Here is a 23,229-nt window from a genome sequence, read left to right on the forward strand (position 1 = left end):
CCGCTGATCCGTCGGTGCGCGGCTGTTTTGCGTGGGGGCAGGCGGGGACTCGGACGGTACGCCGCCGGAGCACCGAGCCTCCGCCTGGTGGTCCGGGCGTTACCGAGCCGGTGAACGGCTTTCAGAGACCGGAGCCACGGGCCCCGTCGTATCAACCGCAGGCGTCAGGCTTCGCATCCTCTCCATCACCGCAGTGCTGCGGTCATGCCGCGGCGCCTAAGGAAGCATCATGAAAGCAGCGGTATATGAAGGTCCGCGAACGGTCACGGTGAAGGACGTACCGGACGCGAAGATCGAGCATCCTTGCGACATCATCGTCAAGATCACCACCACCAACATCTGCGGTTCGGACCTGCACATGTACGAGGGCCGCACCTCGTTCGAGGCCGGCCGCACCCTGGGACACGAGAACATGGGTCAGGTCGTGGAGGTCGGCCCGGCCGTCCGCAAGGTCCAGGTCGGCGAATATGTGGTCCTGCCCTTCAACATCGCCTGCGGCTTCTGCAAGCAGTGCGAGCAGGGTCTGACCAGCTACTGCCTGACCATGCAGCCGGAACCGGCCCTCGCCGGAGCCGCCTACGGATTCGCCGAAATGGGCCCCTACCAGGGAGGCCAGGCGGAACTGCTGCGCGTGCCCTACGGCGACTTCAACGCGCTGCGTCTGGGTGAGGACGCCGCCGAGCGGCAGACCGACTATGTGATGCTCGCCGACATCTTCCCCACCGGCTATCACGCCACTGAGATGGCCCACGTCAAACCGGGCGACCAGACGATCGTCTTCGGGGCCGGTCCCGTCGGGCTGATGGCGGCCTACTCCGCCCTCCTCAAGGGCGCCGGCCGCGTGTGGGTAGCTGACCACCAGCCCGACCGGCTGCGCAAGGCCGAGGAGATCGGGGCCATCGCGATCAACACCGCCGAGCAGAATCCGGCGGAGGTCGTCAAGGAGGCCACCCTCGGCCTGGGGGCCGACAACGGCTGTGAGTGCGTCGGCTACCAGGCACACGACCCCGAGGGACATGAGGACGCCAGCCTCACGCTCAACGCACTGATCGACTCGGTCAGGTTCACGGGCCATATCGGCGTGGTGGGCGTGTTCCTGCCCGAGGACCCCGGCGGCGCGGAGGCCCAGGGGGAGTTGGAGGCGCGGGGCAAGGTCCCGATCGACTTCGGCATGATGTGGTTCAAGGGCCAGCACATGGGCACCGGGCAGGCGCCCGTGAAGAGGTACAACCGGGCGCTGCGGGATCTGATCGCCGGTGGGAAGGCAACGCCGAGCTTCGTGGTCTCCCACGAACTCCGTCTGGACGAGGCCCCCGCCGCCTACGAGCACTTCGACGCCCGTGACGAGGGCTGGATCAAGGTCGTCCTGCACCCGAACGGACACGGGAACGGCCACAACCGATAAGGAATCCGAAGGGCCACCGTCCCGCCCCGCCTGGGGAGGCCGGCCCAGCGCCGGCCGATGTCGTGCGCGGCGCGAGCGGGGGGCTCCAGCCGCGAGCCGCGTTTCCTCGACCGTGAGCCCGGATCGGGCGATCTCCCCGAAGGCCCACGCCCGAGCATGCGAGGCCACATCGAACGGACCCCGACGGGCACCCGCACGCCCCGCAACCAGCCAGCCGCTTCTCACGACAGGCCGCACAGAAGTACCAGAAATTCGCGGAGGCGGTGATCAGCGTGGCCACGACGCGCCGTGAGACGTCCATGCAACGCAATGCCCGCGCCAGCGACAGGAAAAACGACACGAAAGTGGTGAGCGCTCTACTAAAGCGGCAAGAAAGGACCTACGCGGCGCAGGCCGGAATCCGGTTGCGTGACACCCCGGCTTCGCTCTACCGGATGCTCGTGCTGGCGAATTTGCTCAGTGCCCGTATCAAGGCGGACATCGCGGTCTCGGCAGCCAGAGCACTGTTCGAAGCCGGGATGCGCGACAGCCGGTCGATGGCGCGGGCGACCTGGCAGGAACGTGTCGACGCGCTCGGCAAAGGCGGATACCGGCGCTATGACGAGCGCACCTCCACCATGCTCGGTGAGGGAGCGGAACTGCTGCTCGACCAGTACGACGGTGATCTGCGGCGGCTGCGCGAGGAGTCCGACCCCACCAAAGCCCTGCAGCGCTTTCCGGGCATCGGTCCGACGGGGACCGACATCTTCCTCCGCGGAGTACAGGCCATCTGGCCGGAGTTCCACCCGTACGTGGATCGCAAGGCCCTGGACGGCGCCCGACGGCTCGGACTCCCCGCCGCGCCGGAGAAGCTGGCCGGCCTCGTGACCCGTCGCGAGGTGCCTTTTCCGGCGGACGGCCTGGTACACGCGGCCCTCGACAACCCCATGGCCGCCGCGGTGCTCGCCGCCGCGGACCGAGCATGACGGGTGGATGGCCGGCTCTCGCCGCGCATCGGTGCGCGATCAGAGGCCGAGACCCTTGCGCCGGGCTGCCGCCCGGGCACGAGCCCACGCCTCGGGGAGCTGCCGTTCCCGAACCCCCGCCGCGGTCCTCTCCTGACCGTGCAGCAGGCCCCAGGTGAAGCCGGGTTCCCCCGCCGCGTGCGCGGCGATCGCAAGACCGCGCAGGGTGTCACGGGCCACGACACTGTCGTGCTGGGCACCGCTCACCTGCTGTACGACCTTGACGCGCTTGCCGAGGCGTCGAACAGGCTTGCCCAGGGCGGGGCGGGCCGCCTCCGCGGCATAGCGAAGCCTCTTGGCGGCCTTGCGGGCGTGGTGGATCCGGGCATCACGTTCCGGTCCGGACGGCGTTTCGAGCGCACGGTCCATTCGCTGACCAAGTCGCCCGTACTCCTTCCCAAGCGCCTTGACCAGGACCTTCTCCGGTTTTCCAGCCGCCTTCGCGCGCAGCGGCGGCGCCTCGGCCAACCTGTTCAACTGCTCAAGCAGGTTCAGGTAGCGGGGCGCGGCGAGCGCGTCCAGGGTGCGTCGACGGCCCTCGGCCTGCCGCGCCGCGTCCCAGGCCTGCAGCCGTGCGCCAACCGGGCCCAGGACCAGTTCACCGGGAAGTTCCCGCACGCCGGAGGCCAGCCGCTCCCGGAGCACCTCATGGTCGCGCTCCACACCGAGCTCGGCGCCGAGCCACCTCAGATCCTGCCGAACGGGATCGGTGACCTCACGGTCGAGGACGGATCGGTAGGAGCGCAGGCAACTGCGCAGACGGCGGGCCGTGGTGCGCATCCGGTGCACGGCGTCGGGCAGGTCGCGACGCACAGCGGGGTCGAGGTCAGTGAGGGCGTCCACCAACCGGCGAACGTACGTGAGCACGTGATCGCCGGCCGGCCCTGGGGCGGCCCCGGCGCGCGCATCCTCCGTGCCTTCGAGGAGGGGCGTCGTCGCGGACAGGGCACGGACGACTTTCGAGGGGCCCTGCGCGCGGTCGACACCGTTCTTCCGGAGTACCTTTTCGATGGCGTCCAGGAGCGCAGGATCACCGTCGTCGGCGAGTTCGACCTCCATCTCCGTCCACTTCGTGTGCGCGTCCTCGTCCAGCAGCGAGTCGGCGCGCACCGCATCCGTACTCAGCTCGGCCAGGGCGTCGCCCCCGGCGTCGAGAAGATGGCGCAGGGATCGGGTGGAGCGGATCCGCATGACCGGCCGCAGCTCTGCGCCGCGGGTGCGCGAGAGAGCCAGGGCCCGCAGGTCCTCCGGGACCTCTTCTGATGACAGGGGGAGCCGGATCTCCTCCCGGGTGTCTCCCTCCAGGGGCAGCTTCAGGTGCCAGCCGGCGTCGGTGCCGCCCCTTCGGCGCCGCAGGGACGCCCTGGTGCGTGCCAGTCGCAGGTCCTCGGTGTCGTAGTAGACGGCATCCAGCTCCTGCGTCGCATGTTCTGCGAGCGAGGTGACCCGGTCCACTTCCGTCAGCTCGGGCAGCCATGAGATGTCGTTTCCCGGCGGCGCCGCATATTTGCGTTCTGTCTCTCGTGTCGAATGGACCATACAGATCGCGTTGACACATTCCGTGGTCTCAAACTCGACGTACGCCACTTCGCGGTTTCACCTTTGTGCGCGTGGTGGATCGGAGGCGGACGGAGATCCGTAGCGTTCCGGCAGCCAGGTGAAGGCGCTGTGGTCCAGGAGCCCCGAGGACGCGCACCGAGCCGATGCCGGCGAGGCGATTCGTACCGTGGAGATGGCCTTCGCGGGTGGGGTACCGGCGGGCCACGGCGAGATTGACGGCCCACGGTCCGCCTGGGTCTGCCGTAGAGGACTGTCGTCGTTGCGCTGCTCAGGACATTTGTGAGGCTCCTTATGTGACACCTGTACTACGGTGTTCGTGCCTCTTGACTGCACCACGCCTGTCGACCTTCGTAGGCTTGCGGCATGTTCATGCCGCTGCGCTGCAGAACAGGCTGAGCGCCCGCCAGATGATGCGTGTGGGGCAGCGCGGACGGCCGTCGACGCCTGATGTTCCTCAGCGGGGACATTTCTGCCGTGCCGTAAAAGGCCCGGTCTCGTAGAAACATCCGCCGCCTGGCGTGAGGACGGCGGGGATTTTGGCGTCGAGGGGGTACCCGGCGTCCATGGACACCGGAAAGGAGACCGTGCTGGCTGCCGCTTCCTATAGCGGCGCACTGTGGCTGATGGCGGCGGGCATCACTGTCGTCGTCATCCTGGTCGTCGCGTTTTTCATCGGTACCCGGCGTTCTGCCCGGCGCCGTTCAATCAATCCATCCCAGGCCGCACAAGCGCGTCGTGACCTCGTGGACCCCGCACGCCGCGGCGACGGCTGGAGCACTCCCGACGACGACCCGGAGCAGGGGCATCCCCACCGCTGACGGCAATTCACGCCGTGCCGCACAGTCCAGTAGTCCTCCCCCGCCCCTCTTCCGTGATGTGCGCCGAACTGGCCCGGCAGATTTCCGTACGGCCAACCCTGACGGGAGCACCCGCATCCGCCGTCACAGCGGCCGTCTTCCAGCAGCGCCCGCCTGAGGCGAGAGAAGCCCGGGCAATCCGACGCTGCCGGGATGCCGGCGTGCTGGACGAGAGCGATGAACTTCCGGACTGTGCTGGCGGATGTGGTCGAGACCCGTCCCAGGCAGTTGCTTTGACCGGCGATCGGGATCGGCTGCTGTTGAGGCTCATGAGGGTGATGGGAAACTGGCGGTATGGATATCCGTCGGAACAACGTCTCCGTCACTGGCCGTGCTGATGGACCGGTTGTGCTGTTGGCGCAGGGGTTCGGCTGCGACCAGAACATGTGGCGGCTGGTGATGCCCCTGCTACCGGTAGTTCGTTAAATCCGGCGGTAGAGGTTTGCTCAGGCCGGTTAGTCCAATGGGTGACGACGCCGGGACGGGCTGTGGCCCGGATCAGACCGCTAGGTTTCTGACCAAAAGGGGCGGCTCCGTCCTCCCGTGAATGGGAGGACGGAGCGGTTTCGCCGGGGAGCGGAGGCGGGGTCAGGCGTGGCGGCGGTTTCCGGTGATGACCCGGTACAGGGCCAGGAGGATGAGGGAGCCGACGATGGCGGCGATCCAGGTGGAGAGGTCGAAGAAGCCGTCGATGGAGTCGACGCCGAAGATGACCTTGCCGAGCCAGCCGCCGAGGAGGCCTCCCGCGATGCCGATGAGCATCGTGATGATGATGCCGCCCGGGTCCTTGCCGGGCATGAGCGCCTTGGCGATGATGCCGGCGAGCAGACCGATGAGTATCCAGGCGATGATGCCCATGATGTGTGTCTCCTAGCTGGTGGAATAAAGTCTCTGTCAGGAGAACCGTGTGTTCCGCGTCGGCGATTTCAAACCCGGCGGGCGGGTTCGCGAAACCTTGGAGACGAGGTTCCGTGAATCCGTAAGCCAACGGTGAGCACCAGGAGTTGGCAGTCGGGCGTCCGTCGCATGTCCGGTTCAAGGGCCGGATCTGCGGCACAGAGCGCAGGAGTATCCCGGCCTGCTCTTCCAGGGCCGCCGTGAGGAGTTTCGCCGTCTACTGGCCTGTACTGCTGAAGTGCGTCTTCGTGGACTTGGCTTCCGGTGTCTGTGAGGGAGGCCGGGCGGGCTGGGAGGTCGGCGACCGCCCGCAGCCGCCACGAGTTCACCGCGGACAGCAGCCGGCCGATGCCGGGCGGGACACGGCCGGCCGCTGTGTCAGCCGCCGATCTGCTTTGCGGACATCCGCTATCAGTTTCATGAGCGGCAGGTATCCCCGGGCGTCGGGTGCACACCCGGTTGCATATCGCTGGTAGGCCAGGATTTTTCAGGCCCTGCTGTTTTCGCTTGTGAAGAAGGGGCACTCAGGGCGCAGGCCGGTCAGGTGGCCTTCACCTTTAAGGGACTGGCCGACTGTAGGTTCCCTCGGTTCGGCCACGTGTGCTGGGGGAGCCGCCCTTTTTTCAGGGAGCGGACAGCGCCGGGGTGCGCGGGTCGGGGCAGAGAACAGGGCCTTGCGCATCCTGAGCCGGGTATTCGTACGGATGGACGATCCGCGGCGGCCGGAGGGCACTGGAAGCCTCATGCTGCCGCACTCGTTGGAGGACGGTGTGCTGGCCCTGAGGGCGGACACTGCTCCACGGACCGAAGGGGAAAGCACTCTGGCGGCGCTGATCGGCGACGCTCTGGGTGCGACGCTGCAGGAATACCAGCCGCAGAAGGAGGTGCGGGTTCTTCGGGACCCGTACGGCCATCCGTTCTGCCTCTTCACTCCGGGTGCCTGAATGCCAGGGCTTGCACCGGGTCAGCGACACGCAACCGAGACCTCAGCCGGCGGACTGCCGGGCACTGGTCGGTCCGGCCGCTCGCTCCGCCCGAGTACGTCCGGCACTGTCTGCCTTGCCGGACCGATATCAGGCGGCAGCAGAGCACCGCGGTGTGCTTCTCCCGCTCCCCACCCAGGGGTCAGGCGTGGGAGAGGGCGAAGGAGACGAGGAAGCCGCTGACCGTGATCAGTCCGATGGCCGGATGGGCGTCGTCAAACGCTTCGGGGACCATCGTGTCGGCGATCAGGGGAGGATCGCCCCGGCCGCCACCGCGGTCACCGCGGCGATCACGGCGGGTGAGATGCGGCGGCCGGGAGGCTGGCTGATCATGAGCTCATGCCTGGGTTTCGTGTGGTCGTCTCTCCGCCGTCCCCGACCGGGGGCCGGCGGGTCCGGGTGGATGGGGAGATCCTCGGGCTGGCGTACTCGGTGCGGGACCTGGTGGAGTTCCTGCGCCGGGTGGGGCTGGAAATGGAGCCGGCCGAGGTGATCGAGTCTCCGGTCATCGACTGGCACGGCGTCGGGCCGGACCGGTGGGGTCCCGATCCGTCGTAAGTGACGTCAGGCGGTCTTGATGTACTCGGCGAGCCGGTCCTCGAGCAGGAGGGTGGTTGCGCAACCGAAACCGACGCCGACGACGCCGCAGCCCCCGCAAGACCCGACTGCTCGTACTTGCGTACCCAGGAGTGCATCGACTGCCTCGACACCGCATACCGGGCCGCGACTTGAGTGACCGCGACCCTTGCGGCCACGCTCAACTCCACCAGCACTGCAGAGTGCCCTGTCCGCAGGCGGCGGATGTCGTCTGAGATCGCGTACAGGTGCCGAGCGTGGGTCACCGGCGGCGCAGCAGCATGACGACAGCGATGATGACGATGATGAGAACGACGGTACCCAGGCCTATGTACACGGGTTTCTCTTTCTCTCGGGTGAGCGACGCCCATTGGCGCCGTCTAGAGCGAGTGCCCCGGCCTGGGCTTTTCAGTCGGGAGCGACCAAGTCAGTGTCTCCGGGCTGTGTCCGGCCGTCGCTGTTCTGCCCGGTGCCTGCGGCTCGAAGGGCCGGGCGCCGTCCGCCAGTGCGGGGCGGCGAGGGCTGGAACTTGCGCGCTCCGATCTTCGGGAAGCCGATGGGGCAGTGTTCGGCAGCCGGGCCATGACCAGGGGGCGAAGGTGCGGGGAGCTCCTGGACAGGCTGCGTGCTTGTGGTCGATGAACGACGATGGAGGTTACAGGGGCTGGCCGGTTGCGGTATCCGCTCCTCAGGGCGCATACCGCCGTGGTGCGCCGAGGACTGCGCGCGGAGGGAGTTCGCCGTGGACTCGTCTGCCGCCCCTGGCCCGCCAGAGCATGGCAGGCACAAGCTGCACGGCCCTTCGGGCCATGTCGAACGAGCGGAGGACGAGCGGCTGCAGCGCCCTCTGGGGGTGCGAAGCCGTCGCCTGCGCCTTTGCGGAGCGTCCCTGCTCCTCCTCTTGGCTGTTCTGATGGCGCCCATCAGCGTCGTCGCCACCTGGGTAAATTCCGAGGTCACCGACATAGATCGGTATGAGCAGACGGTCTCACCCCTCGCCCGAGACCCCGCTGTCCAGGACCTGATCATCGAGCGTGCTACCGATGGTCTGGTCCACAAGATTGACGTTCGCAAGATCACCGACACCCTCGCTGACACTCTGGCCGACCAGAATGCGCCCCGTTTCCTGGTCGACGCGGCCAGGTCGCTGGATGAAGAGCTCAAGGGCGGGCTGAGGGCCGGCGTGCGCTACACAGTCGCCAAAGTGGTGACGAGCGATGCATTTGCCAAGGCGTGGAACAGCATCCACCGCGGCGCGCACACCGCCGCGACGAACGTCCTCACAGGGGAGGCAGGCGGAGCGCTCGAGGTCAAGGGCGACACCATCACGCTGAACGTCGGCGCTGTCATCGAGGAACTTCAGAAGCAGCTGATCGGCGTGACCCTTGTCGGGGCGGAAGACATTCCCGGGGCGGACAAGTCGATCGTGCTGGTGCACAACGACCATCTGAGTGAGGCCCGTGATGCTGCCCGCTGGCTCAGCGTCGTCGCCCCGTGGTTGCCCTGGGCGGTGGTTGTGCTCGCCGGGCTGGGCATCTGGGCGGCGCCCTCACACCGGCTTGCGCTGATGGCCGCAGGCATCGGTATCGGCGCCATGATGTGCGTGCTGCTCATCGCACTCGCCGTGATCCGCCAGATCTGTCTGGACGCGGTGCCTCCGGCAGCCCAGTCGCAGGACGCAGCAGCAGCCCTCTACGACACCCTGGTGAGGTTCCTCCGGCAAACCATTCTCACCGTGCTCCTCACCGCCCTGCTCACCGTGATCGCCGGGTATCTGTACGGACATGGCCGCGGTGCAGCCGCCGTGCGCACAGCCGCCGTCCGAAGCACCCGGACTGCCGGACACGCCCTCGCCCAAACGGGACTGAAGCCAGGTGCCGTCGGACAGTGGCTGCGCAGGCACAGGCCCCTGACCACGGTCGTCGTCATCGCGGCCGGCGCCCTGGCCCTCGTCCTGTGGCACTACCCCACGCCCGCCTCCGTGGCCCTTGTGCTCCTGGTCGTCGTGGTTGTCCTCGCGACCCTGGGCGTCCTGGCCGCTGCTGACGCTGCGGAGCAACGCTTATCCGGCGAGGGCGGCCCTGGCTTGCCACTGAGAGTCGCAGGGCCCCGAACCGGCCGATTGCCGCCCCTGATGAAGCACGAGCAACTTCTCTGTCAGTTAAGCGTGTTGAACGAACTTGGCCTTGGATCCCGAGCCCGCCAGGGGAACCCAGAGACGCCGTGGGCCCTCTGGCGGCCGATGTTTGCTGACGTGACGGCGGGGCATACGCGAATCAGTGCTTCGGACCGGAGGCGCACGCCGAGCAGGGGATCACCCCGCCTGCTGCGATTTCCTCCGGCCATGCAGATCCCCCACACAGCGAACCCTGGCAGCCGTTCTCGCCATGCTCGGGCGATCCGCTCAGCGCACGGCAGGAGCCCGGCTATCGGCCCAGATCAACGAGGAGGCGAGTCGGATGCGGGAGCTGTTGGCCTCCGGCCACGACCGAAAGGGTGACCCGGACTCCGAGCAGTCGACCACCACGACCATCCCGCGCACCGCAGCCACCACACAGGAGGCGGGGGCGCCGCAAGAGCGACCGAGCATGCCGCAAAACCCCGGCGCGAACACGGTAAGAGAGCAGGCAGTGGGCATTGTGATGGCACTCGGACGCCTGCCCGCCGACCAGGCGCGGACCGTACTGACGGAAGTCTCCCAGCGCACTGGCGTCACGCTGCTCCGCATCGCCGGACTCCTCACCGCCTGGGTGTCCTGCGGCGAACTCAACCTTGGTATCCGCATCGCCCTGGAGGAAGCGATCCGGGCCCAGCGCCGCACTGCCCAGCCGGCCGGTCCAGCGACCGACTGAGCACCCTGGAACACCGGACGTAGGCGCGCCGGCCGACCGCTGTCCGAACCTGTGCCCGCGCAGCGCGGTGAAGCAGGAACCCAGCTGCGGTGCGGCGCTGCGTCAGATGACCAGCAGGCGGTTGAAGAACGAAATGGAGAACTGCGGCCAGTGCCCGATCAAGTCCAGTTGCACCCGCAGCGACCGGCGGACACCAGCCTTCCTGCCGCAGCAGACCAGTCCCTGGAGGCGAACTACGCGATGCGGGGCTGGCATCGAGAGTAGTGCGTATCGGGCGGATGGAAGCGGTACTTGAATGCTCACCCTGACGGTGAATCCCAGCCCAATGTGCCCTGCTCCGCAGGAGTCCGTTTCCTCCCCGGCCTGAAGGCCGGAGTACCCACGGAGGGGTTCCGACGCGGCTTCTTGCCGTCGGCTCCCGGCGCCCTGACGGGCGCTCCGTCGGCTTCGTTGCTTCGGCGGCGCGGCGGTGTTCGTCGTTGATGCGCTGGGCTTCTTCGAGTTGGTCTTCGAGGACGACGATGCGGCAGGCGGCTTCGATCGGGGTGCCGTTGTCGACGAGTTCCCGGGCGCGGGCGGCGATGCGCAGTTGGTAGCGGGAGTAGCGGCGGTGGCCGCTCGCGGAGCGCAGCGGGGTGATCAGGCGGGCGTCGCCGAGGGCGCGGAGGAAGCCCCGGGTGGTGCCAGGAGTTCAGCGGCCCGGCCCATCGTGTATGCGGGCGGGGTAGTCGTCATCGTCGAGTCGGCCGAACGCGTCGTCTGCTGTCATTGCACCTCTTCGTGGAACGCGTCGAGGAGCCCTGGTGTTGTACGGCACCAGGGCCCCGAAGGAACTGCACACGATCTGCCGACCCGAGAACTTGGCAGAGTGAACACGACGACAAGCCTTCCGACCTTGCAGGGGTTGGCGGGTCATTCGGCCCCGAACTCGAACCCATCGACATCGCGGCCACCCCTCCGCCAGCTCGAACAAACGCCCAAACCAACGCGACGGCAACGCGGGTAACGTCCTCCGCCACCGCTGACCAGCCACGGGAGTCGCACGGCGACCCCCGGAATCAACGTCGGCCGGAGGGGTACTCGCGCGTCAAGTGAGGACGCGAGGAAGCGAGAACGCCGTGAACGATCGCCGCCCGGAAGGCCCTGGGAAAGGCGGAGGGCCGACACCGAAGCCGATACCGAGGGACCTGCCCGATCAACAGGCCGCAGCCGATGAGGCCCCTTGGGACGTAGTGGGCGGGGAGATGCAGTCGACCTTCGTCGAGCGGGCCGAGCTGGAGGGCCTGGATCCGGAGGTTCCCGCTACGGACGAGGCCGGCACCGGGCGGAGGGGTGCCCCGCAGTCCGGCAGTCCGCATCCGGAGCATCCCGTGCCCGACGAACCGTCCGCCTGACGCATCTCCGCGCGCCGCGGGGGCCGAGACACGTCACGCTGGGAGGCGCGCCCGCGGATTCCAGCTACGCGAAAAGGACAGGTGATGGGTGTGCGCACGTGGGTCGGCGAACGGCCCGTCTATGGCCGGCTGACCGGATCCGACCCACTGCTCAGCGCGTACGACCCGCTGCCGGTGCGGCCGCCCTCGGCGCCGTCACGGGGAGGCTGCCCCGCGTCGGCGCCATCGCGACAGTGGGAGCCGCGCTGCACGGACCAGCGCTGGCCTCGTATAGCGCCGTCCTCGCCGTTCCCGCCCGGCACAGTCGCCCGCCCGCGGCTAGGACCGAAGTACGCAGTCGTACCCCAGCGGAAAGGAGAGCGATCCGATGGGCACCGTGTCTCTCACTGGAGGGTCCAAGGAGGACGTCGCCACCGTGTTCGGCGTTCTGCGGACGGCGTTCCCGACCGACCGGCCCGCCGACGACATCCCTCACGAGCAGGCGGGCGACCGCCCTCCCGTGTGGAGCGCGGACTTCGACCCGACCGAGGAACGCATACCGACCGGCCCCACCCCGCTGGAGGGATCGATCAGCGCCACGTTGCAGGGCGGCTACGTCGCCCTGGACAGGCTCCTTGAGGCCCTGAGCGGCTCGTTCGCGGTCCAGGAGCAGGGGACGGCGTCGGGAGACCAGGAGAAGGAGGTCGACCTGCGACTGATGACGCAGCCGTAAGGAGAGGCGGCGGTCGCGCGGCAGACGCCCGCGCGGTACCGGCCCCACGTGGGTTCCGGTCCGTCGACCCGGCAGGAGACGACCCCTGGCCGCCCCAGCGGCGCCGGGCACGAGGAGGAGGGCGACATGGTGCGGATCGGGTACACGATGATGACGGAACAGGCCGGTCCGCGTGAACTCGTCGGCCATGTGGCTGGAGCCGAGCGCGCCGGCTTCGACTTCTCCGTCACGTCCGACCACTACTTCCCCTGGCTGGACTCCCAGGGACACGCACCGTACGCCTGGAGTGTCCTCGGCGCCGCCGCGCAGGCCACCGAGCGCATTCCCCTGATGACGTACGTGACGTGCCCGACCACCCGCTACCACCCCGCGGTCGTCGCCCAGAAGGCCGCCACCCTGCAACTGCTTTCCCAGGGACGCTTCCGCCTGGGTCTCGGCTCCGGCGAGAACCTCAACGAGCATGTGGTGGGCGGCGGATGGCCCGCCGCACACGTCCGGCTGGACATGCTCGAAGAGGCCGTGGAGATCATCCGCTCGCTCTTCGCGGGCGGGAGCGTCAACCACCACGGTGCCCACTTCGACGTCGAGAACGCCCGACTGTGGGATCTGCCCGACACGCCCCCGCCGATCGGAGTCGCCGTCTCCGGTGAGCGCTCGTGCGAAGTCGCCGGACACCTCGCCGACTTGCTGATCGCCACCGAACCCAAGGCCGACCTGATCTCCGCGTTCGACCGGCACGGCGGCGCCGGCAAGCCCAAGGTGGGCCAGCTGCCCATCTGTTACGACACGGACCGGGACGCGGCCATCGCCCGCGCCCATGACCAGTTCCGCTGGTTCGGCGGCGGATGGCCGGTCAACGCCGAACTGCCCGGCCCCGAAGGATTCGTCGGCGCGACCCAGTTCGTACGTCCCGAGGACGTGGCCGAGTCCATTCCGTGCGGAGACGACGTGGACTCCGTCGTCGACGCGGTACGGTCCTTCGTCGAAGCGGGGTTCACCGAGGTCGCGCTCATCCAGATCGGCGGTGACCACCAGGAGCCGTACCTGGAATGGGCCGAGCGGAAGCTGCTTCCCGCCCTGCGCGAACTGTGAGAGGGCGAGGACACCCGCGATGACCACGAAGCGCGCCGCCATCTTCGATGTCGACGGAACACTCGTCGACACCAACCACCTGCATGTCGTCACCTGGTGGGAGGCCTTCCGCCAGGCCGGCCACCGCGTCCCCATGCGTGACATCCACCGGGCCGTGGGCCTTGGCAGCGACGACCTGATCGAGCACCTGCTCGGCAAGGACCGCGACCCCGGGGACGACGAACAATTGGTCGCGGCCCACCACGCGCTCTACGCAACGTACTTCGACCGGTTGCCGCCACTGGACGCGGCCGGCGAACTGCTGCGCACCCTCGCCGGCCGGGGCTGGGAGATCGTCCTGGCGACCTCGGCGAGCGGCGCGGAACTCTCCGCGCTCCGCCGTGCCATCGACGCGGACGACGTCATCCTCGGGGCGGCCAGCGCTGACGACGTCGCCGAGGGCAAACCCGCCCCCGACCCTGTCGAGCAGGCCAGAAAGCTCGCCGGAGTACCGAGCGAAGGAGCGGTGTTTGTCGGCGACACGGTCTGGGACATGAAGGCCGCAGTGCGGGACGGTGTGACACCCCTGGCGGTTCTGTCCGGCGGCATCCCGCGGACGGATCTGGTGTCGGCGGGCGCCCACGCGGTGTACCAAGATCCCGCCGACCTCCTCGACCGCCTGGACACCAGCGTCTTCGCGGACCGGGAATGACGCAAGCTGCCCTGGATGGCCGGGTTCGGGTTACCTGCTCCCTCGCCAGTGACGGCGAGAGCCCCCGTCCCGGGCAGGCCATATGGCCCAGGACAGGGGCGAACGTACGTCCCATCGGCCCCGCGTTCAGATGGTCGCGCGACCGAACTCGTGCACCAGGGCCTCGCAGAACGCCTTCAGGTCGTCCGACTTGCGGCTGGTGACAAGGGTGTTGGGGCCGCCGTGGCAGACCTTGACCTGTTCGTCCACCCAATTCCAGGCCCGGTTGCGGATGTCGGTACGCAGGCTCGGCCACGGAGTGAGGTTGCGCACCGACATCCGCAACCTGGCCTGGACGAGAATCCACGAGGCGTGACAAATAGCGGCCGCTGGCTTGCCCCGCGTCGAAGAGCACCTTCACGAAGGCCACCGCCCGCTCGTCCAGGCGCAGTTGGTCGGGAATGGCGACTCCACCAGGCAGTACCGGACCGTCGAACTCGTCCACGGACGCGTCCCGCACTACCTGGTCAACAGGGAAGGTGCCTCCCTTGCCGAGAAGTCGGAAGGCTTGCACCTCTCCCGACTTCGTGGACACGAGTACGGGAGTACCGGCGCTGGGCGCCACGGTGGCCAGCGGCTCGATCAGTGCGATCTGCTCCACGCGGTCCGGCGCCACGAGGAATGATGCGCATTTGCGGGGGATCCCATCAGTGCCGATGTCGTGGGGGATGGTCGCGTTGATGCACCGCCGGCTCGGCGGCCTTCGATCCACGAAGCGGCTGCGGCCCCTTCCGCCGAGTCCCGGATCGAACCCCCAGGCTCCTTGAGGTGCCGGTACGGCCTACCGTTCGGCGCCGGGAACGGCGAGGGGCTCGCTCGGAGCCTCCTTCTTGGCCGATTCCATCTGTTCGCCCAGTTCGGTGAGCCGGTGCGGCCCATGGTCTTGCGTACGTCGGGGAACCATTCCTGCTCCTCTTCCTCGACGTGGTGGCGGACGTTCTCCATGAGGACAGTCATCTTGGCGTCGAACCGTTCGTCCGTCGCATCGAGACCCTTCAGCTCGGAGAGCATCCACAGCACTACGTGATGTTCCTCGACGCTCTCCAGGACGTGGTCCTTGGTGTCGGGGGCGGCCGCCTGACGGTGGCCGACCTCAGGTTTGTCCGTCATGGCGGACCAGCGTCCCGGGCGGCGTGCCCTGCCCGGCACCGACATCAGGCATCAGTACCTCGCTTCGACAGGCCTGCTGCGGCGTCGTCCCGGGGGGCTGTAGTGGACCCGCACAAACGTGTCCGATAAGAGCAATTAGTCCATATAGGCAGGTTTTCATGTCTTTCTGCGGGTTACGCGAAAGAGGGCCAGGGGGCAGGAGGCCAAGATGATCACCCAAGGGCGGATTGCCACTGTGTCGGACCACCCGGTGTACGACGTCGACAGAGACCAGATCGGCGACATCAAGCATGTCTTCCTCGACGATGTGACCGGCGAGCCCGAGTGGGTCAGCGTCATGATCGGGCTCTTCGGTACCAGTGAGTCTTTGGTTCCCACGCACGAGGCCACCTTGGTGGATGACCACCTCGAGGTTCCCTACGCCAAGGCCACCGTCAAAGACGCCCCCAAAGTCGACGTCGATGCCGGGGGCTTCCTCTCGGTGGACGAGGAACACCGCCTCTACGAGCACTACGGCATCGCGTGGGACGAAGATCGAGGCTGGCAGCAGGTCGTCAACCAGCCTGACCAGGGCGGAGGAGCCAGCACCGACTCCCGGACCGTCATCGATGCCACCGAAAGTGCCTTTCGCCCTACGACAACACCACCGCTTCGGGCATCGCCCGCGGCGGCAAAGAGAATTCCGACACCGAGTCTGCACGCTCCGACAGTTCCGAAGTCGGCGCCGCGATGACGCGGTCCCAGGAACAGGGGCGCGTCGGCAGGGAAAGCCCCGAAGCGGGGCGGGCACGGCTGCGTTTGTACGTGGCGCCCGAAGAGCGGCGATAGGGACACCGCCGGGTGCACGACACCACAAGATTTCGATGGGCGCCACTCAGGTGTCCCACACTGATCGAGGCGACCACCATGACAGACAACATCACCAGCGTCGGCGGAGGCAGCCGGCCTGACACAGGCGTCAGCCCGCTCAAGGGCCGCACCGGGCCCGGAGCTCCGGCCGGGACTCGAGGGAAGACCACCATCGCGGACAGCGTGGTGGCCAAGATCGCGGGCACGGCCGCCCGTGAGGTACTGGGCATCCACGGCCTGGGAGCGGGGATGGCCCGCGCCTTCGGCGCCGTGCGCGAACGCGTCCCCGGCGGGAGCGGAGGCGGAGCCACGCGCGGGGTGAAGGTCGAGGTCGGCGAACGCCAGGCCGCCGTCGACCTGGACGTCGTCGTCGAGTACGGCGCCTCCATCGTCGACGTCGCCGGCGAGGTGCGCACCAACGTAATCAGCGCCGTGGAACGGATGACGGGACTGGAGGTCGTCGAGGTGAACATCGCCGTCGACGACGTCCACCTCCCGGACGACGAGGAAGAGACCGAATCGGACGAGGGCCGCGTGAGGTGATCGACGGCCGTGACCCACGGCCATGCCTAGTGCATGGGCGGGTGATCATACGGACGATCGCGCTCGCGAGACGGGTGAGTGCATGATGAACGCAGCAACGACGGGCCTCGCGGCCGGCATGGCCCTGGGCTTCGCCGGCTACTTCGGCGGCTTCTGGGCATTCCTACTGGTTCTGGTCCTGGGTACAGCGGGGCTGATCGGCGGCCTCGCCTTGCAGGGTGACCTCGACCTCCGTACGCGGAGGCAGCGGTGACTACTACCCGAGTCGGATCCCTATCCCTCGGCGATGCGTCTGGTCCCCCGGCACAGGTCGCCGGCCTGCCGCCCCCGGCAGTGCGGGGCGCCACCGTCATCCCGGACAGGGTGGTCGCCCGTGTCGCCGCCCAGGCCGCACGCACGGCCCAGTCCCGGCGTGCCGCCATACCGCCCGACCGGAGCCGACCGGCGCCACCCAGCGTATCCGCCGCCATCCGTGCCGGATCGGTGCGCCTGCACCTGTCCATGGACCTGCCCTACCCCACCGACCTCCCCCATGTCTGCGAACGGATCCAGGTCGACGTCGCCGAGCGGGTGGCTCAGCTGACCGGCCTGGAGGTGGGAGAGGTCATCCTCACGGTCCGGCGGCTGGTGACCGCCGTCGGCGTGAACCGGGGACGGGTCCGGTGAGCCGCCATGGCCCGGGGCGCCGGGCCCGCCACGCATGAAGGAGGCCGGAATGACACCCGACCCGAGCCCTCCCGCCCGCAACGCCGCGCACCGTGCCACAGTGCCGCTGACGAAGACGTCCGAGGAACCGCGGGAGCCGGCGGAGCCCAGTCTGCCCGAACACGACGCACCCCCACCGAATCTGACGGCCGGTGAGGACGGCGGCAGGCACCGGATGCACCGCCCGTGGTCCGCGCGCCGCCTTCCAGCCGCGGTGGTCGCCTCGTTCGTTCTCGTGGCGGCGGGCGCGGTGCTGGTGGATGTGGTCGCTGTACGGGCGGGACGCCCTGCGGCAGCCTGGCGACGGCGCCTGGCCGACGAACTGGCCACCCGCCCCGTGGACGACGTGTGGATGCTCACGGGAGCCGCCGTGGCCGCCGCCGTCGGTCTCTGGTTGATCGTCCTGGCGCTCACCCCCGGCCTGCGTCACTGGCTGCCGATGCGCTCTCCCGCGCCCGGACTGCGAGCCTCTCTGGACCGCGACGGCGCTGCCGACCTGCTGCGCGACGCCGCCATGCAGGTACCCGGAGTCGGCAAGGCTCACATCCGGGTGCGCCGCCACCACGTCAAAGCCCGCGCGGACGTCCGCTTCCGTGACCTCCAGCAGGTGAAAGACGATCTCACCGCCGTCCTCGACGAGGAGCGCGACCGGCTCGCCCTCGCCAGCCCTCCCCGCATCGGCATACGGGTGCGGCGACACACCGACTGACAGAGAAACCCAGCACCGGAGCCCACACCATGACGCCGCGCCCCGCACTCAACCGCAGTCTGCTGGCCCTCGCAGGACTGATACTGCTCTGCGGCGGTCTGCTGATCCTCTTCGCCGGGCTCGACATCTACCGGCGACACGATCTGGTCCCGCCAGTCGGCTGGCCCCTGACCACCCCGAACGACGTCCTGCTCGGTGCCGCCGACCGGGCCCGCTGGAGCAGCCAGGGATGGTGGTGGTGGCCTGCGGTCATCGCCGTCCTCGCCCTCGTCGCCCTCGTCGCCCTGTGGTGGCTGCTCGCCCAACTACGCCGAGGCCGCCCAGGGACGCTGCCCGTCGGCGGTACACCCCCGCAGGAAGGCGTCGAACTGCGCGACCGGGCGCTGAGCGACGCGATCACCGCTGAAGCGGGCGCCTTGCCGGGGGTTGAGGAGGCGGCCGTACGCATCACTGGCGGCCCTGCCCAGCCCCGCGCTCGCGTCATGCTCGCTCTCACACCTCAGGGGGAACCTGGCGTCGTCCTCGATGCACTCTTCGCAGGCCCGCTCCGCACCGCCAGCCGGTCCACCGGCTCCCCTCCGCTACCCACCGAGGTACGCCTACAGGTCGCCCACCACAAACCGCACCGCGCCCAGTAAGAAGGCAACCGACCACACCCGTGTCCGCTCCCTTCCGCTCGGGGCCGGGCACCGTGGCATCGCGTTGGCGGTCTGGTCGGCGTCCGGGTATGTGACGGCGTTCATCCGTGCCGCGAATGCCGTTTGCGACGGGATCGAGGGCCGCCCGGCGTGGAAGATCCCGCCGGTATGCGTCGGCACCTCTGTGAGTGTGAGCCTCGCCCAGTGCGGTCCTGGCCCGCCGAGCCGACGCCAGCGCAGACAACCATGATGCCGGGAACGAACACCAGATTGGCCGCTCAAGATGCGTCGAACCGGATACGGCCCAGACTTGAACTCATGGCAGAAGAGCGTCGGCCGCGCCCCGGAAAGTCCTCGACGACCACCGCTCGACGCACACCCCCCGTGCGTGGAGCGGAACATGCCGCGCGTGCTGCCTGCCGGGCCCTTGAGGGTCTGATCGGTCATCCCACGGAGGGTGTATCAGCGGTGGGGCGTGAGGACGACGGCTGGTGTGTCGTCGTGGACGTCCTTGAGCTGCCGCGGATTCCGGACACGACGAGCCTTCTCGCTTCGTACGAGGTGCGGATCGACCAGGACGGCGAACTCATGGGGTACCGCAGGGTCCGCCGCTATCGGCGGGGGTCCGCCGATGAGTGACCAGTGACTCAGGTTTGCCCGACGACCGGAAGGATCCCCCATGCCCGCGACCACCTACTCCGATGAGGTAGTGGCGTGCCCGCCGCGCGCCGGCACGTTGTACGACGTGCTCGAACTCATCCTGGACCGGGGCATGGTGATCGACGTGTTCGTCCGGGTGTCCCTGGTCGGCATCGAGATCCTCAAGATAGATGCGCGCATCGTGGTGGCGAGTGTCGACACGTACCTGCGCTTCGCGGAGGCGTGCAACCGGCTGGACCTGGAGCGTGACTCCGGCAGCACCACCGTTCCTGAGCTGATCGGCGGCGGTGCCGCCAAGTCCATCGGCAAACGCAAGGTTCGCAAGGCCGCGGAAACCGTGGGGGACACCGTTCGCAAGGCGGTCGGGGGCGGCCGTGACGACGACTCCGACGAGCACGACGAGGACGAGGAAGAGCGGCAGGAACGACCGAGGAAGCGGCGTGCTCCGGCCCGGAGCGGCAGCAGTCGACGACGACCCGTGGAGGCGTGAGCCGTGACCGGCGATGGTGTGTACGTCTACGCGATCATCACGGCGGGAGGGCCGCTGCCGGTGCCCGGATACGAAGCGAGCCTGCGACTGGGGGAGGCCGTCTCGGCCGCTCTGGAGGGCAGGGCCGCCGAAGCCGGGCGGCGCATTCTGCGTGAACTGACGCCCAGGGCCCGTGCGGTGGTCTCGGGTCCCGAAGTCCAGGGATGCGTGCTCAACGCGTCGTTCCTCGTCGATCGCGGCGACAGTGACGCCTTCCGAAGCGTGGCAGAGCGCTTCGCCCACACACATCGCGACCGGGTGGAGCTGCGGCTCACGGGTCCGCTGCCCTGCTACAGCTTCGTCTCCGCCGAAGGCACTCCCGTCCGAACCGCTGGAGTCTGAGATGGGACTGATCACCGGACTGCTCACCCTCCCCATCGCGCCGGTCCGCGGCGTCGTCTGGGTGGCGGAGAAGCTCAACGACGCCGCCGAACGGGAGTTGCACGACCCAGGGGTGCTCCGTGCCCAACTGGCCCTGCTGAACCGGGAGCTTGAGGACGGAGACATCGGCCTGGAGGAGTTCGAACGAGAAGAGGAACGGCTGCTCGACCGGCTGCACGCCGCGCAGACCTGTTCCACGCCGAGCGATCGAAGGTGACGAGATCATGGATGACAAGGAAAAGGTGGCTCTCGCGGCTGCGGTAGTGGGCGGCTATGCGCTGGGCCGTACCAAGAAGGGCCGACTCGCTCTGTCCATTGCGACCTATCTGGCGGGCCGGCGCTTCGGCCTTGAGCCTCGCCAGCTTGCCGCCGAAGGGATGCGGCGACTGGGGGAGATCCCGCAGATCGCCGAGTTGCAGGAGCAGTTGCGAGGGGAAGTGCTGGAGGCGGGCCGCAAGGCGATGACCGCCGCCGCTGAGCGAGGCATGAGCACCCTTGCCGGCAGCCTCAGCGAGCGTACGGCCCGGCTCCTGGAGAAGCCGGACGAAGAGGAGGAGTACGAGGAGGAGTACCCGCCGCAGGACGAGGACGCGGAGTACGAGGAGGAGGAAGAGCCAGAGGGCGAGTACGAAGAGGATCAGACCGAGGAGGAAGAGGAGGAGGAACAGCCGGAAGCCGAATACGAGGACGAGGGCGAGGAGGAACCCGAAGAGGGACCAGAAGAGGAAGAAGAACCAGAAGAGGAAGAAGAACCAGAAGAGGAAGAGGAACCGGAAGCGAAGCCGAGGGAGGGCCGCGGTTCGCGACCCGACCGGTCCCGCAAGGCACCCGCACCTGCGGCACGCAAGAAGGCTGCTCCCTCCGGCGGAGAGAAGCCCCGGGCGGCCAAGAAGACTGCGCCGGCGAAGAAGACGGCGGCCAGCAAGAAGACCGCAGCCAGCAGGACGGCGAAGAAGTCGGCGGCGAAGAAGACAGCTCCGGCCAAGAAGTCCGCAGCGAAGAAGACCACAGCCAAGAAGACCGCTCCGGCCAAGAAGTCCGCTGCCTCGAAGACGACGTCATCGAAGCGAGCAGCGTCCAAGCGCGCCGGTCGTGGGAGGTAGGCAGCCATGGCCGAGAAGGAAACGGACGAGTCGGCAGAGGGTACGTCGGGCATGGACAAGCTCCGTGAGGAGCTGTCCAAGTTCGTGTCCGCGCAGGTGGAGAACCTTGCCGAGAAAGCCGGCGACAAACTGACGGACGTCGCCGGGCAGCTCAGCGATTCGGCCGAGAGCGGCTCGCTTCCCGCCATCGGGTCCCGCATCCTCCAGGGCGACTCACCGCTGAAGGCCTTCGTGTCGGAGAAGGCCAAGGGCGTCAAGGACAACGTCGTGGAGAAGGCCAAGAGCGCCTTCGGAGGCGGTAAAGGTAAGCGGAAGGCCAGCGGCGGCAAGGTCATGAACATCATCGAGGTTCTCGATGTCGGAGTGCCGCTCCGGGACACCTACGACTACTGGACGCAGTACGACAAGTTCAGCAGCTTCGCCAAGGGTGTTCGCGACGTCTCCAAGGACGATGAGGGCGGGAGCGACTGGAAGGTCAAAGTCGGCCCTTCGTCGCGCAGCTTCAAGGCGACCGTCCAGGAACAGATTCCTGACGACCGCATCGTGTGGACCTCGGAGGGAGCCAAGGGGAGCACTCGCGGCGCGGTCAGCTTCCACGAGCTGGCGCCCACCCTGACCCGAGTCGTCCTCGTGGTGGAGTACTACCCGTCCGGATTTTTCGAGAAGACGGGCAACCTCTGGCGTGTGCAAGGGCGCCGCCTGCGGCTGGACTTCAAGAACTTCCAGCGATACGTGACCCTCACCAATGAAGAACCCGAGGGCTGGCGCGGCGAAATCCGTGACGGAGAAGTCGTCGTGTCCCACGATGACGCCGTCGAAGAGGAAGAGGCCGAGCAGGAGCAGTCGGAGGGCGAAGAGCCCGAGGGTGAGAGCGAAGGCGATGCCGAGGAAGGCACCGACTCCGCAGGCGACGGCGAGGGAGAAGAGGGGGCGGAGGACGCGTACGCGGACGAAGACGAAGAGGACGCGTACGAGGACGAGGACGGGGCCGACGACGAGGCCGAGGACACATACGAGGACGAGGACGAGGAGGGAACGGAGGGCGAAGAGGGGGCCGAAGACGAAGACGAGGCAGAGGCCGAGGAAGAGGAAGAAGCTCCCAAGAAGAAGCGAGGACAGAGGCGACGCCGTGAGTGACTGGACGTCCGGCAGGGCTCGTACCCCGTCTCCGGCCCTCAGGCCACCAACCTCGCCGACCAAGCGCATTGCGCACCATGCCGAATAGGGTGTGGAGGTCTACGCGCTGCCCTGCCCGCTGGACGACGCGGCGCACACGCCGATCCGGCAGGTCACGCCGGCTGAGCGCTCCCGCCCAGCGGCTGGAGCCGACCTCACCTAGCTGAATCGCAAGCGGGGCGCGCAGGAGCGCCGCGAGCGGATCCAGGACGAGCCCCTGAGGACGGCGGCTGATGTTGCTCGGCCGGCGGATGGCGGAATTCTGCGAGCAGCACGGAGTGCGTCCGGAAGATCTCCATCTGGACCTCGGCCCGCTGGGAACCCTTTTGCCCAGGAGCTGAAGATGTTGATCCAGCACTGCCGGATCCGCAGCAACCCTGGGCGGCGCCGAAAGACTGCGATGCGTTCCGTCCGGTCGGGGTATCGGCCACGAATCATTGCCGTTGATGGTCAGGCGAAGGCCCGGACTAGAGCGGTCACTACCAGTAGTGCCGTCGTCCGCCGACCTCGCGTCCCATCGCTCCCAGAACCCACAGCACAATTCCGATCGCGACCAGAATGACCCCGATGGTCCAAAGGATTCCAATGCCCGCGACGAGGCCGACAACGAGCAGAATGACTCCGAGGATGATCATGGTTTCCTCCGATGACGGGACGTCGTCTGCGGGCGTCCCCATCCTTTGGCACGGGTCCCCGTCTGCCCGTGCGGCAAACGAGGCTTCGGGCGCTCCCGAGGGAACAAGTCGTCGCCGGTGGTCGTCATG

Annotated in this window: 26 protein-coding genes and 9 pseudogenes; 26 read left to right on the plus strand and 9 right to left on the minus strand. The window is 68.1% G+C overall.

All coding sequences use genetic code 11. The annotated features are described in order from the left end of the window. Positions 1-229: 229 nt before the first annotated feature. Both OG410_RS34460 and OG410_RS34465 read left to right on the plus strand, forming a co-directional pair. Positions 230-1,405 (plus strand): glutathione-independent formaldehyde dehydrogenase, encoded by a 1,176-nt coding sequence (locus OG410_RS34460; protein WP_329302668.1) that lies wholly within the window; start codon positions 230-232, stop codon positions 1,403-1,405. A 299-nt stretch (positions 1,406-1,704) separates the two neighbouring features. After that, entirely contained in the window at positions 1,705-2,370 is a 666-nt protein-coding gene (locus tag OG410_RS34465; RefSeq protein WP_329304348.1) for an endonuclease, read from the plus strand. Positions 2,371-2,409: 39 nt separating this feature from the next. On the opposite strand, the gene OG410_RS34470 is transcribed toward OG410_RS34465, so the two are convergent. Further along, positions 2,410-3,948, minus strand: a complete 1,539-nt coding sequence (locus OG410_RS34470) for a CYTH and CHAD domain-containing protein (RefSeq protein WP_329302669.1) — start codon at positions 3,946-3,948, stop codon at positions 2,410-2,412. A 584-nt stretch (positions 3,949-4,532) separates the two neighbouring features. Between OG410_RS34470 and OG410_RS34475 the strand changes: the two genes are divergently transcribed. Then, on the plus strand, positions 4,533-4,787 hold the full coding sequence (locus OG410_RS34475; RefSeq protein ID WP_328446025.1) for a DUF6479 family protein: 255 nt from the start codon (positions 4,533-4,535) through the stop codon (positions 4,785-4,787). A gap of 333 nt (positions 4,788-5,120) precedes the next feature. Further along, a pseudogene (locus OG410_RS34480) lies at positions 5,121-5,237 on the plus strand (alpha/beta fold hydrolase); the annotation flags it as partial. Between the two features lie 177 nt (positions 5,238-5,414). Here the strand turns inward: OG410_RS34480 and OG410_RS34485 are convergent. Beyond that, complete coding sequence (locus OG410_RS34485; protein ID WP_328446023.1) at positions 5,415-5,684, minus strand: GlsB/YeaQ/YmgE family stress response membrane protein; 270 nt, start codon at positions 5,682-5,684, stop codon at positions 5,415-5,417. Between the two features lie 713 nt (positions 5,685-6,397). Between OG410_RS34485 and OG410_RS34490 the strand changes: the two genes are divergently transcribed. Further along, positions 6,398-6,667: a VOC family protein gene (locus tag OG410_RS34490; protein ID WP_329302670.1), complete on the plus strand. Its 270-nt coding sequence runs from the start codon at positions 6,398-6,400 to the stop codon at positions 6,665-6,667. A gap of 181 nt (positions 6,668-6,848) precedes the next feature. Here the strand turns inward: OG410_RS34490 and OG410_RS34495 are convergent. After that, positions 6,849-7,009, minus strand: a pseudogene (locus OG410_RS34495) (ZIP family zinc transporter); the annotation flags it as partial. Positions 7,010-7,045: 36 nt separating this feature from the next. Here OG410_RS34495 and OG410_RS42690 point away from each other — a divergent pair. Continuing rightward, complete coding sequence (locus tag OG410_RS42690) at positions 7,046-7,264, plus strand: hypothetical protein (protein WP_328446021.1); 219 nt, start codon at positions 7,046-7,048, stop codon at positions 7,262-7,264. Positions 7,265-7,308: 44 nt separating this feature from the next. Here OG410_RS42690 and OG410_RS42695 read toward each other — a convergent pair. Next, positions 7,309-7,500 (minus strand): annotated as a pseudogene (locus OG410_RS42695) (hypothetical protein); the annotation flags it as partial. Positions 7,501-8,195: 695 nt separating this feature from the next. Between OG410_RS42695 and OG410_RS34505 the strand changes: the two are divergent. Together OG410_RS34505 and OG410_RS34510 are read left to right on the plus strand one after the other, a co-directional pair. Then, complete coding sequence (locus tag OG410_RS34505) at positions 8,196-9,782, plus strand: hypothetical protein (protein ID WP_329302672.1); 1,587 nt, start codon at positions 8,196-8,198, stop codon at positions 9,780-9,782. Then, the gene (locus tag OG410_RS34510; protein WP_329302673.1) at positions 9,742-10,134 is read left to right on the plus strand and encodes an ANTAR domain-containing protein; all 393 of its coding nucleotides are present in this window, start codon (positions 9,742-9,744) and stop codon (positions 10,132-10,134) included. The genes OG410_RS34505 and OG410_RS34510 overlap by 41 nt, the downstream gene beginning before the upstream one ends. Before the next feature lie 442 nt (positions 10,135-10,576). Here the strand turns inward: OG410_RS34510 and OG410_RS34515 are convergent. Further along, a pseudogene (locus tag OG410_RS34515) lies at positions 10,577-10,903 on the minus strand (helix-turn-helix domain-containing protein); the annotation flags it as partial. Positions 10,904-11,378: 475 nt separating this feature from the next. Between OG410_RS34515 and OG410_RS34520 the strand changes: the two are divergent. The 4 genes from OG410_RS34520 (at position 11,379) to OG410_RS34535 (ending at position 14,023) form a co-directional block, all read left to right on the plus strand. Then, positions 11,379-11,528, plus strand: a complete 150-nt coding sequence (locus OG410_RS34520; RefSeq protein ID WP_328446015.1) for a hypothetical protein — start codon at positions 11,379-11,381, stop codon at positions 11,526-11,528. Between the two features lie 367 nt (positions 11,529-11,895). Beyond that, positions 11,896-12,240, plus strand: a complete 345-nt coding sequence (locus tag OG410_RS34525) for a hypothetical protein (protein ID WP_329302674.1) — start codon at positions 11,896-11,898, stop codon at positions 12,238-12,240. 126 nt (positions 12,241-12,366) lie between these two features. Continuing rightward, positions 12,367-13,332 carry an LLM class F420-dependent oxidoreductase gene (locus OG410_RS34530; RefSeq protein ID WP_329302675.1) on the plus strand — a complete coding sequence of 322 codons (966 nt, stop codon included), beginning with the start codon at positions 12,367-12,369 and terminating at the stop codon, positions 13,330-13,332. A 19-nt stretch (positions 13,333-13,351) separates the two neighbouring features. After that, positions 13,352-14,023 carry an HAD family hydrolase gene (locus OG410_RS34535; protein ID WP_329302676.1) on the plus strand — a complete coding sequence of 224 codons (672 nt, stop codon included), beginning with the start codon at positions 13,352-13,354 and terminating at the stop codon, positions 14,021-14,023. Between the two features lie 126 nt (positions 14,024-14,149). Here OG410_RS34535 and OG410_RS34540 read toward each other — a convergent pair. The 3 genes and pseudogenes from OG410_RS34540 to OG410_RS34550 all read right to left on the minus strand — a co-directional run. Next, positions 14,150-14,705: pseudogene (locus OG410_RS34540) on the minus strand (DJ-1/PfpI family protein). A 138-nt stretch (positions 14,706-14,843) separates the two neighbouring features. Then, positions 14,844-14,966: a hypothetical protein gene (locus OG410_RS34545; RefSeq protein WP_329304498.1), complete on the minus strand. Its 123-nt coding sequence runs from the start codon at positions 14,964-14,966 to the stop codon at positions 14,844-14,846. Between the two features lie 50 nt (positions 14,967-15,016). Then, positions 15,017-15,217, minus strand: a pseudogene (locus OG410_RS34550) (hypothetical protein); the annotation flags it as partial. A 163-nt stretch (positions 15,218-15,380) separates the two neighbouring features. On the opposite strand from OG410_RS34550, the gene OG410_RS34555 reads away from it, so the two are divergent. The 14 genes and pseudogenes from OG410_RS34555 to gvpK all read left to right on the plus strand — a co-directional run. After that, on the plus strand, positions 15,381-15,905 hold the full coding sequence (locus OG410_RS34555; protein WP_329302677.1) for a PRC-barrel domain-containing protein: 525 nt from the start codon (positions 15,381-15,383) through the stop codon (positions 15,903-15,905). A 173-nt stretch (positions 15,906-16,078) separates the two neighbouring features. Continuing rightward, positions 16,079-16,564 (plus strand): Asp23/Gls24 family envelope stress response protein, encoded by a 486-nt coding sequence (locus tag OG410_RS34560; RefSeq protein ID WP_329302678.1) that lies wholly within the window; start codon positions 16,079-16,081, stop codon positions 16,562-16,564. Between the two features lie 82 nt (positions 16,565-16,646). Continuing rightward, the gene (locus OG410_RS34565; protein WP_261709101.1) at positions 16,647-16,817 is read left to right on the plus strand and encodes a hypothetical protein; all 171 of its coding nucleotides are present in this window, start codon (positions 16,647-16,649) and stop codon (positions 16,815-16,817) included. Between the two features lie 230 nt (positions 16,818-17,047). Further along, positions 17,048-17,230 carry a hypothetical protein gene (locus OG410_RS34570; protein WP_329302679.1) on the plus strand — a complete coding sequence of 61 codons (183 nt, stop codon included), beginning with the start codon at positions 17,048-17,050 and terminating at the stop codon, positions 17,228-17,230. Between the two features lie 49 nt (positions 17,231-17,279). Then, positions 17,280-17,978 carry a DUF6286 domain-containing protein gene (locus tag OG410_RS34575; protein WP_329302680.1) on the plus strand — a complete coding sequence of 233 codons (699 nt, stop codon included), beginning with the start codon at positions 17,280-17,282 and terminating at the stop codon, positions 17,976-17,978. A gap of 29 nt (positions 17,979-18,007) precedes the next feature. Further along, positions 18,008-18,616, plus strand: coding sequence for an alkaline shock response membrane anchor protein AmaP (locus tag OG410_RS34580; RefSeq protein ID WP_329302681.1), 609 nt, complete (start codon positions 18,008-18,010; stop codon positions 18,614-18,616). A gap of 55 nt (positions 18,617-18,671) precedes the next feature. Continuing rightward, a pseudogene (locus tag OG410_RS34585) lies at positions 18,672-18,803 on the plus strand (ribonuclease BN); the annotation flags it as partial. Between the two features lie 131 nt (positions 18,804-18,934). Beyond that, positions 18,935-19,255, plus strand: coding sequence for a gas vesicle protein GvpO (locus OG410_RS34590; RefSeq protein ID WP_329302682.1), 321 nt, complete (start codon positions 18,935-18,937; stop codon positions 19,253-19,255). A 40-nt stretch (positions 19,256-19,295) separates the two neighbouring features. Further along, entirely contained in the window at positions 19,296-19,766 is a 471-nt protein-coding gene (gvpJ, locus tag OG410_RS34595; protein WP_329302683.1) for a gas vesicle protein GvpJ, read from the plus strand. Between the two features lie 63 nt (positions 19,767-19,829). Next, positions 19,830-20,147 (plus strand): annotated as a pseudogene (locus OG410_RS34600) (GvpL/GvpF family gas vesicle protein); the annotation flags it as partial. Between the two features lies 1 nt (position 20,148). Beyond that, a complete protein-coding gene (locus OG410_RS34605) occupies positions 20,149-20,403 on the plus strand; it encodes a gas vesicle protein GvpG (protein ID WP_326783996.1) in 255 nt (84 codons plus the stop codon). Between the two features lie 7 nt (positions 20,404-20,410). Continuing rightward, on the plus strand, positions 20,411-21,289 hold the full coding sequence (locus OG410_RS34610) for a histone protein (RefSeq protein WP_329302684.1): 879 nt from the start codon (positions 20,411-20,413) through the stop codon (positions 21,287-21,289). A 6-nt stretch (positions 21,290-21,295) separates the two neighbouring features. Then, positions 21,296-22,426, plus strand: coding sequence for an SRPBCC family protein (locus tag OG410_RS34615; protein WP_329302685.1), 1,131 nt, complete (start codon positions 21,296-21,298; stop codon positions 22,424-22,426). A gap of 260 nt (positions 22,427-22,686) precedes the next feature. Further along, a pseudogene (gene gvpK, locus OG410_RS34620) lies at positions 22,687-22,806 on the plus strand (gas vesicle protein GvpK); the annotation flags it as partial. A 138-nt stretch (positions 22,807-22,944) separates the two neighbouring features. On the opposite strand, the gene OG410_RS34625 reads toward gvpK, so the two are convergent. Beyond that, a complete protein-coding gene (locus tag OG410_RS34625) occupies positions 22,945-23,100 on the minus strand; it encodes a DUF6131 family protein (protein WP_326784445.1) in 156 nt (51 codons plus the stop codon). Between the last annotated feature and the right edge of the window lie 129 nt (positions 23,101-23,229).

Source organism: Streptomyces sp. NBC_00659 (assembly GCF_036226925.1).
In the GTDB taxonomy this organism is placed as follows: Bacteria; Actinomycetota; Actinomycetes; order Streptomycetales; family Streptomycetaceae; genus Streptomyces.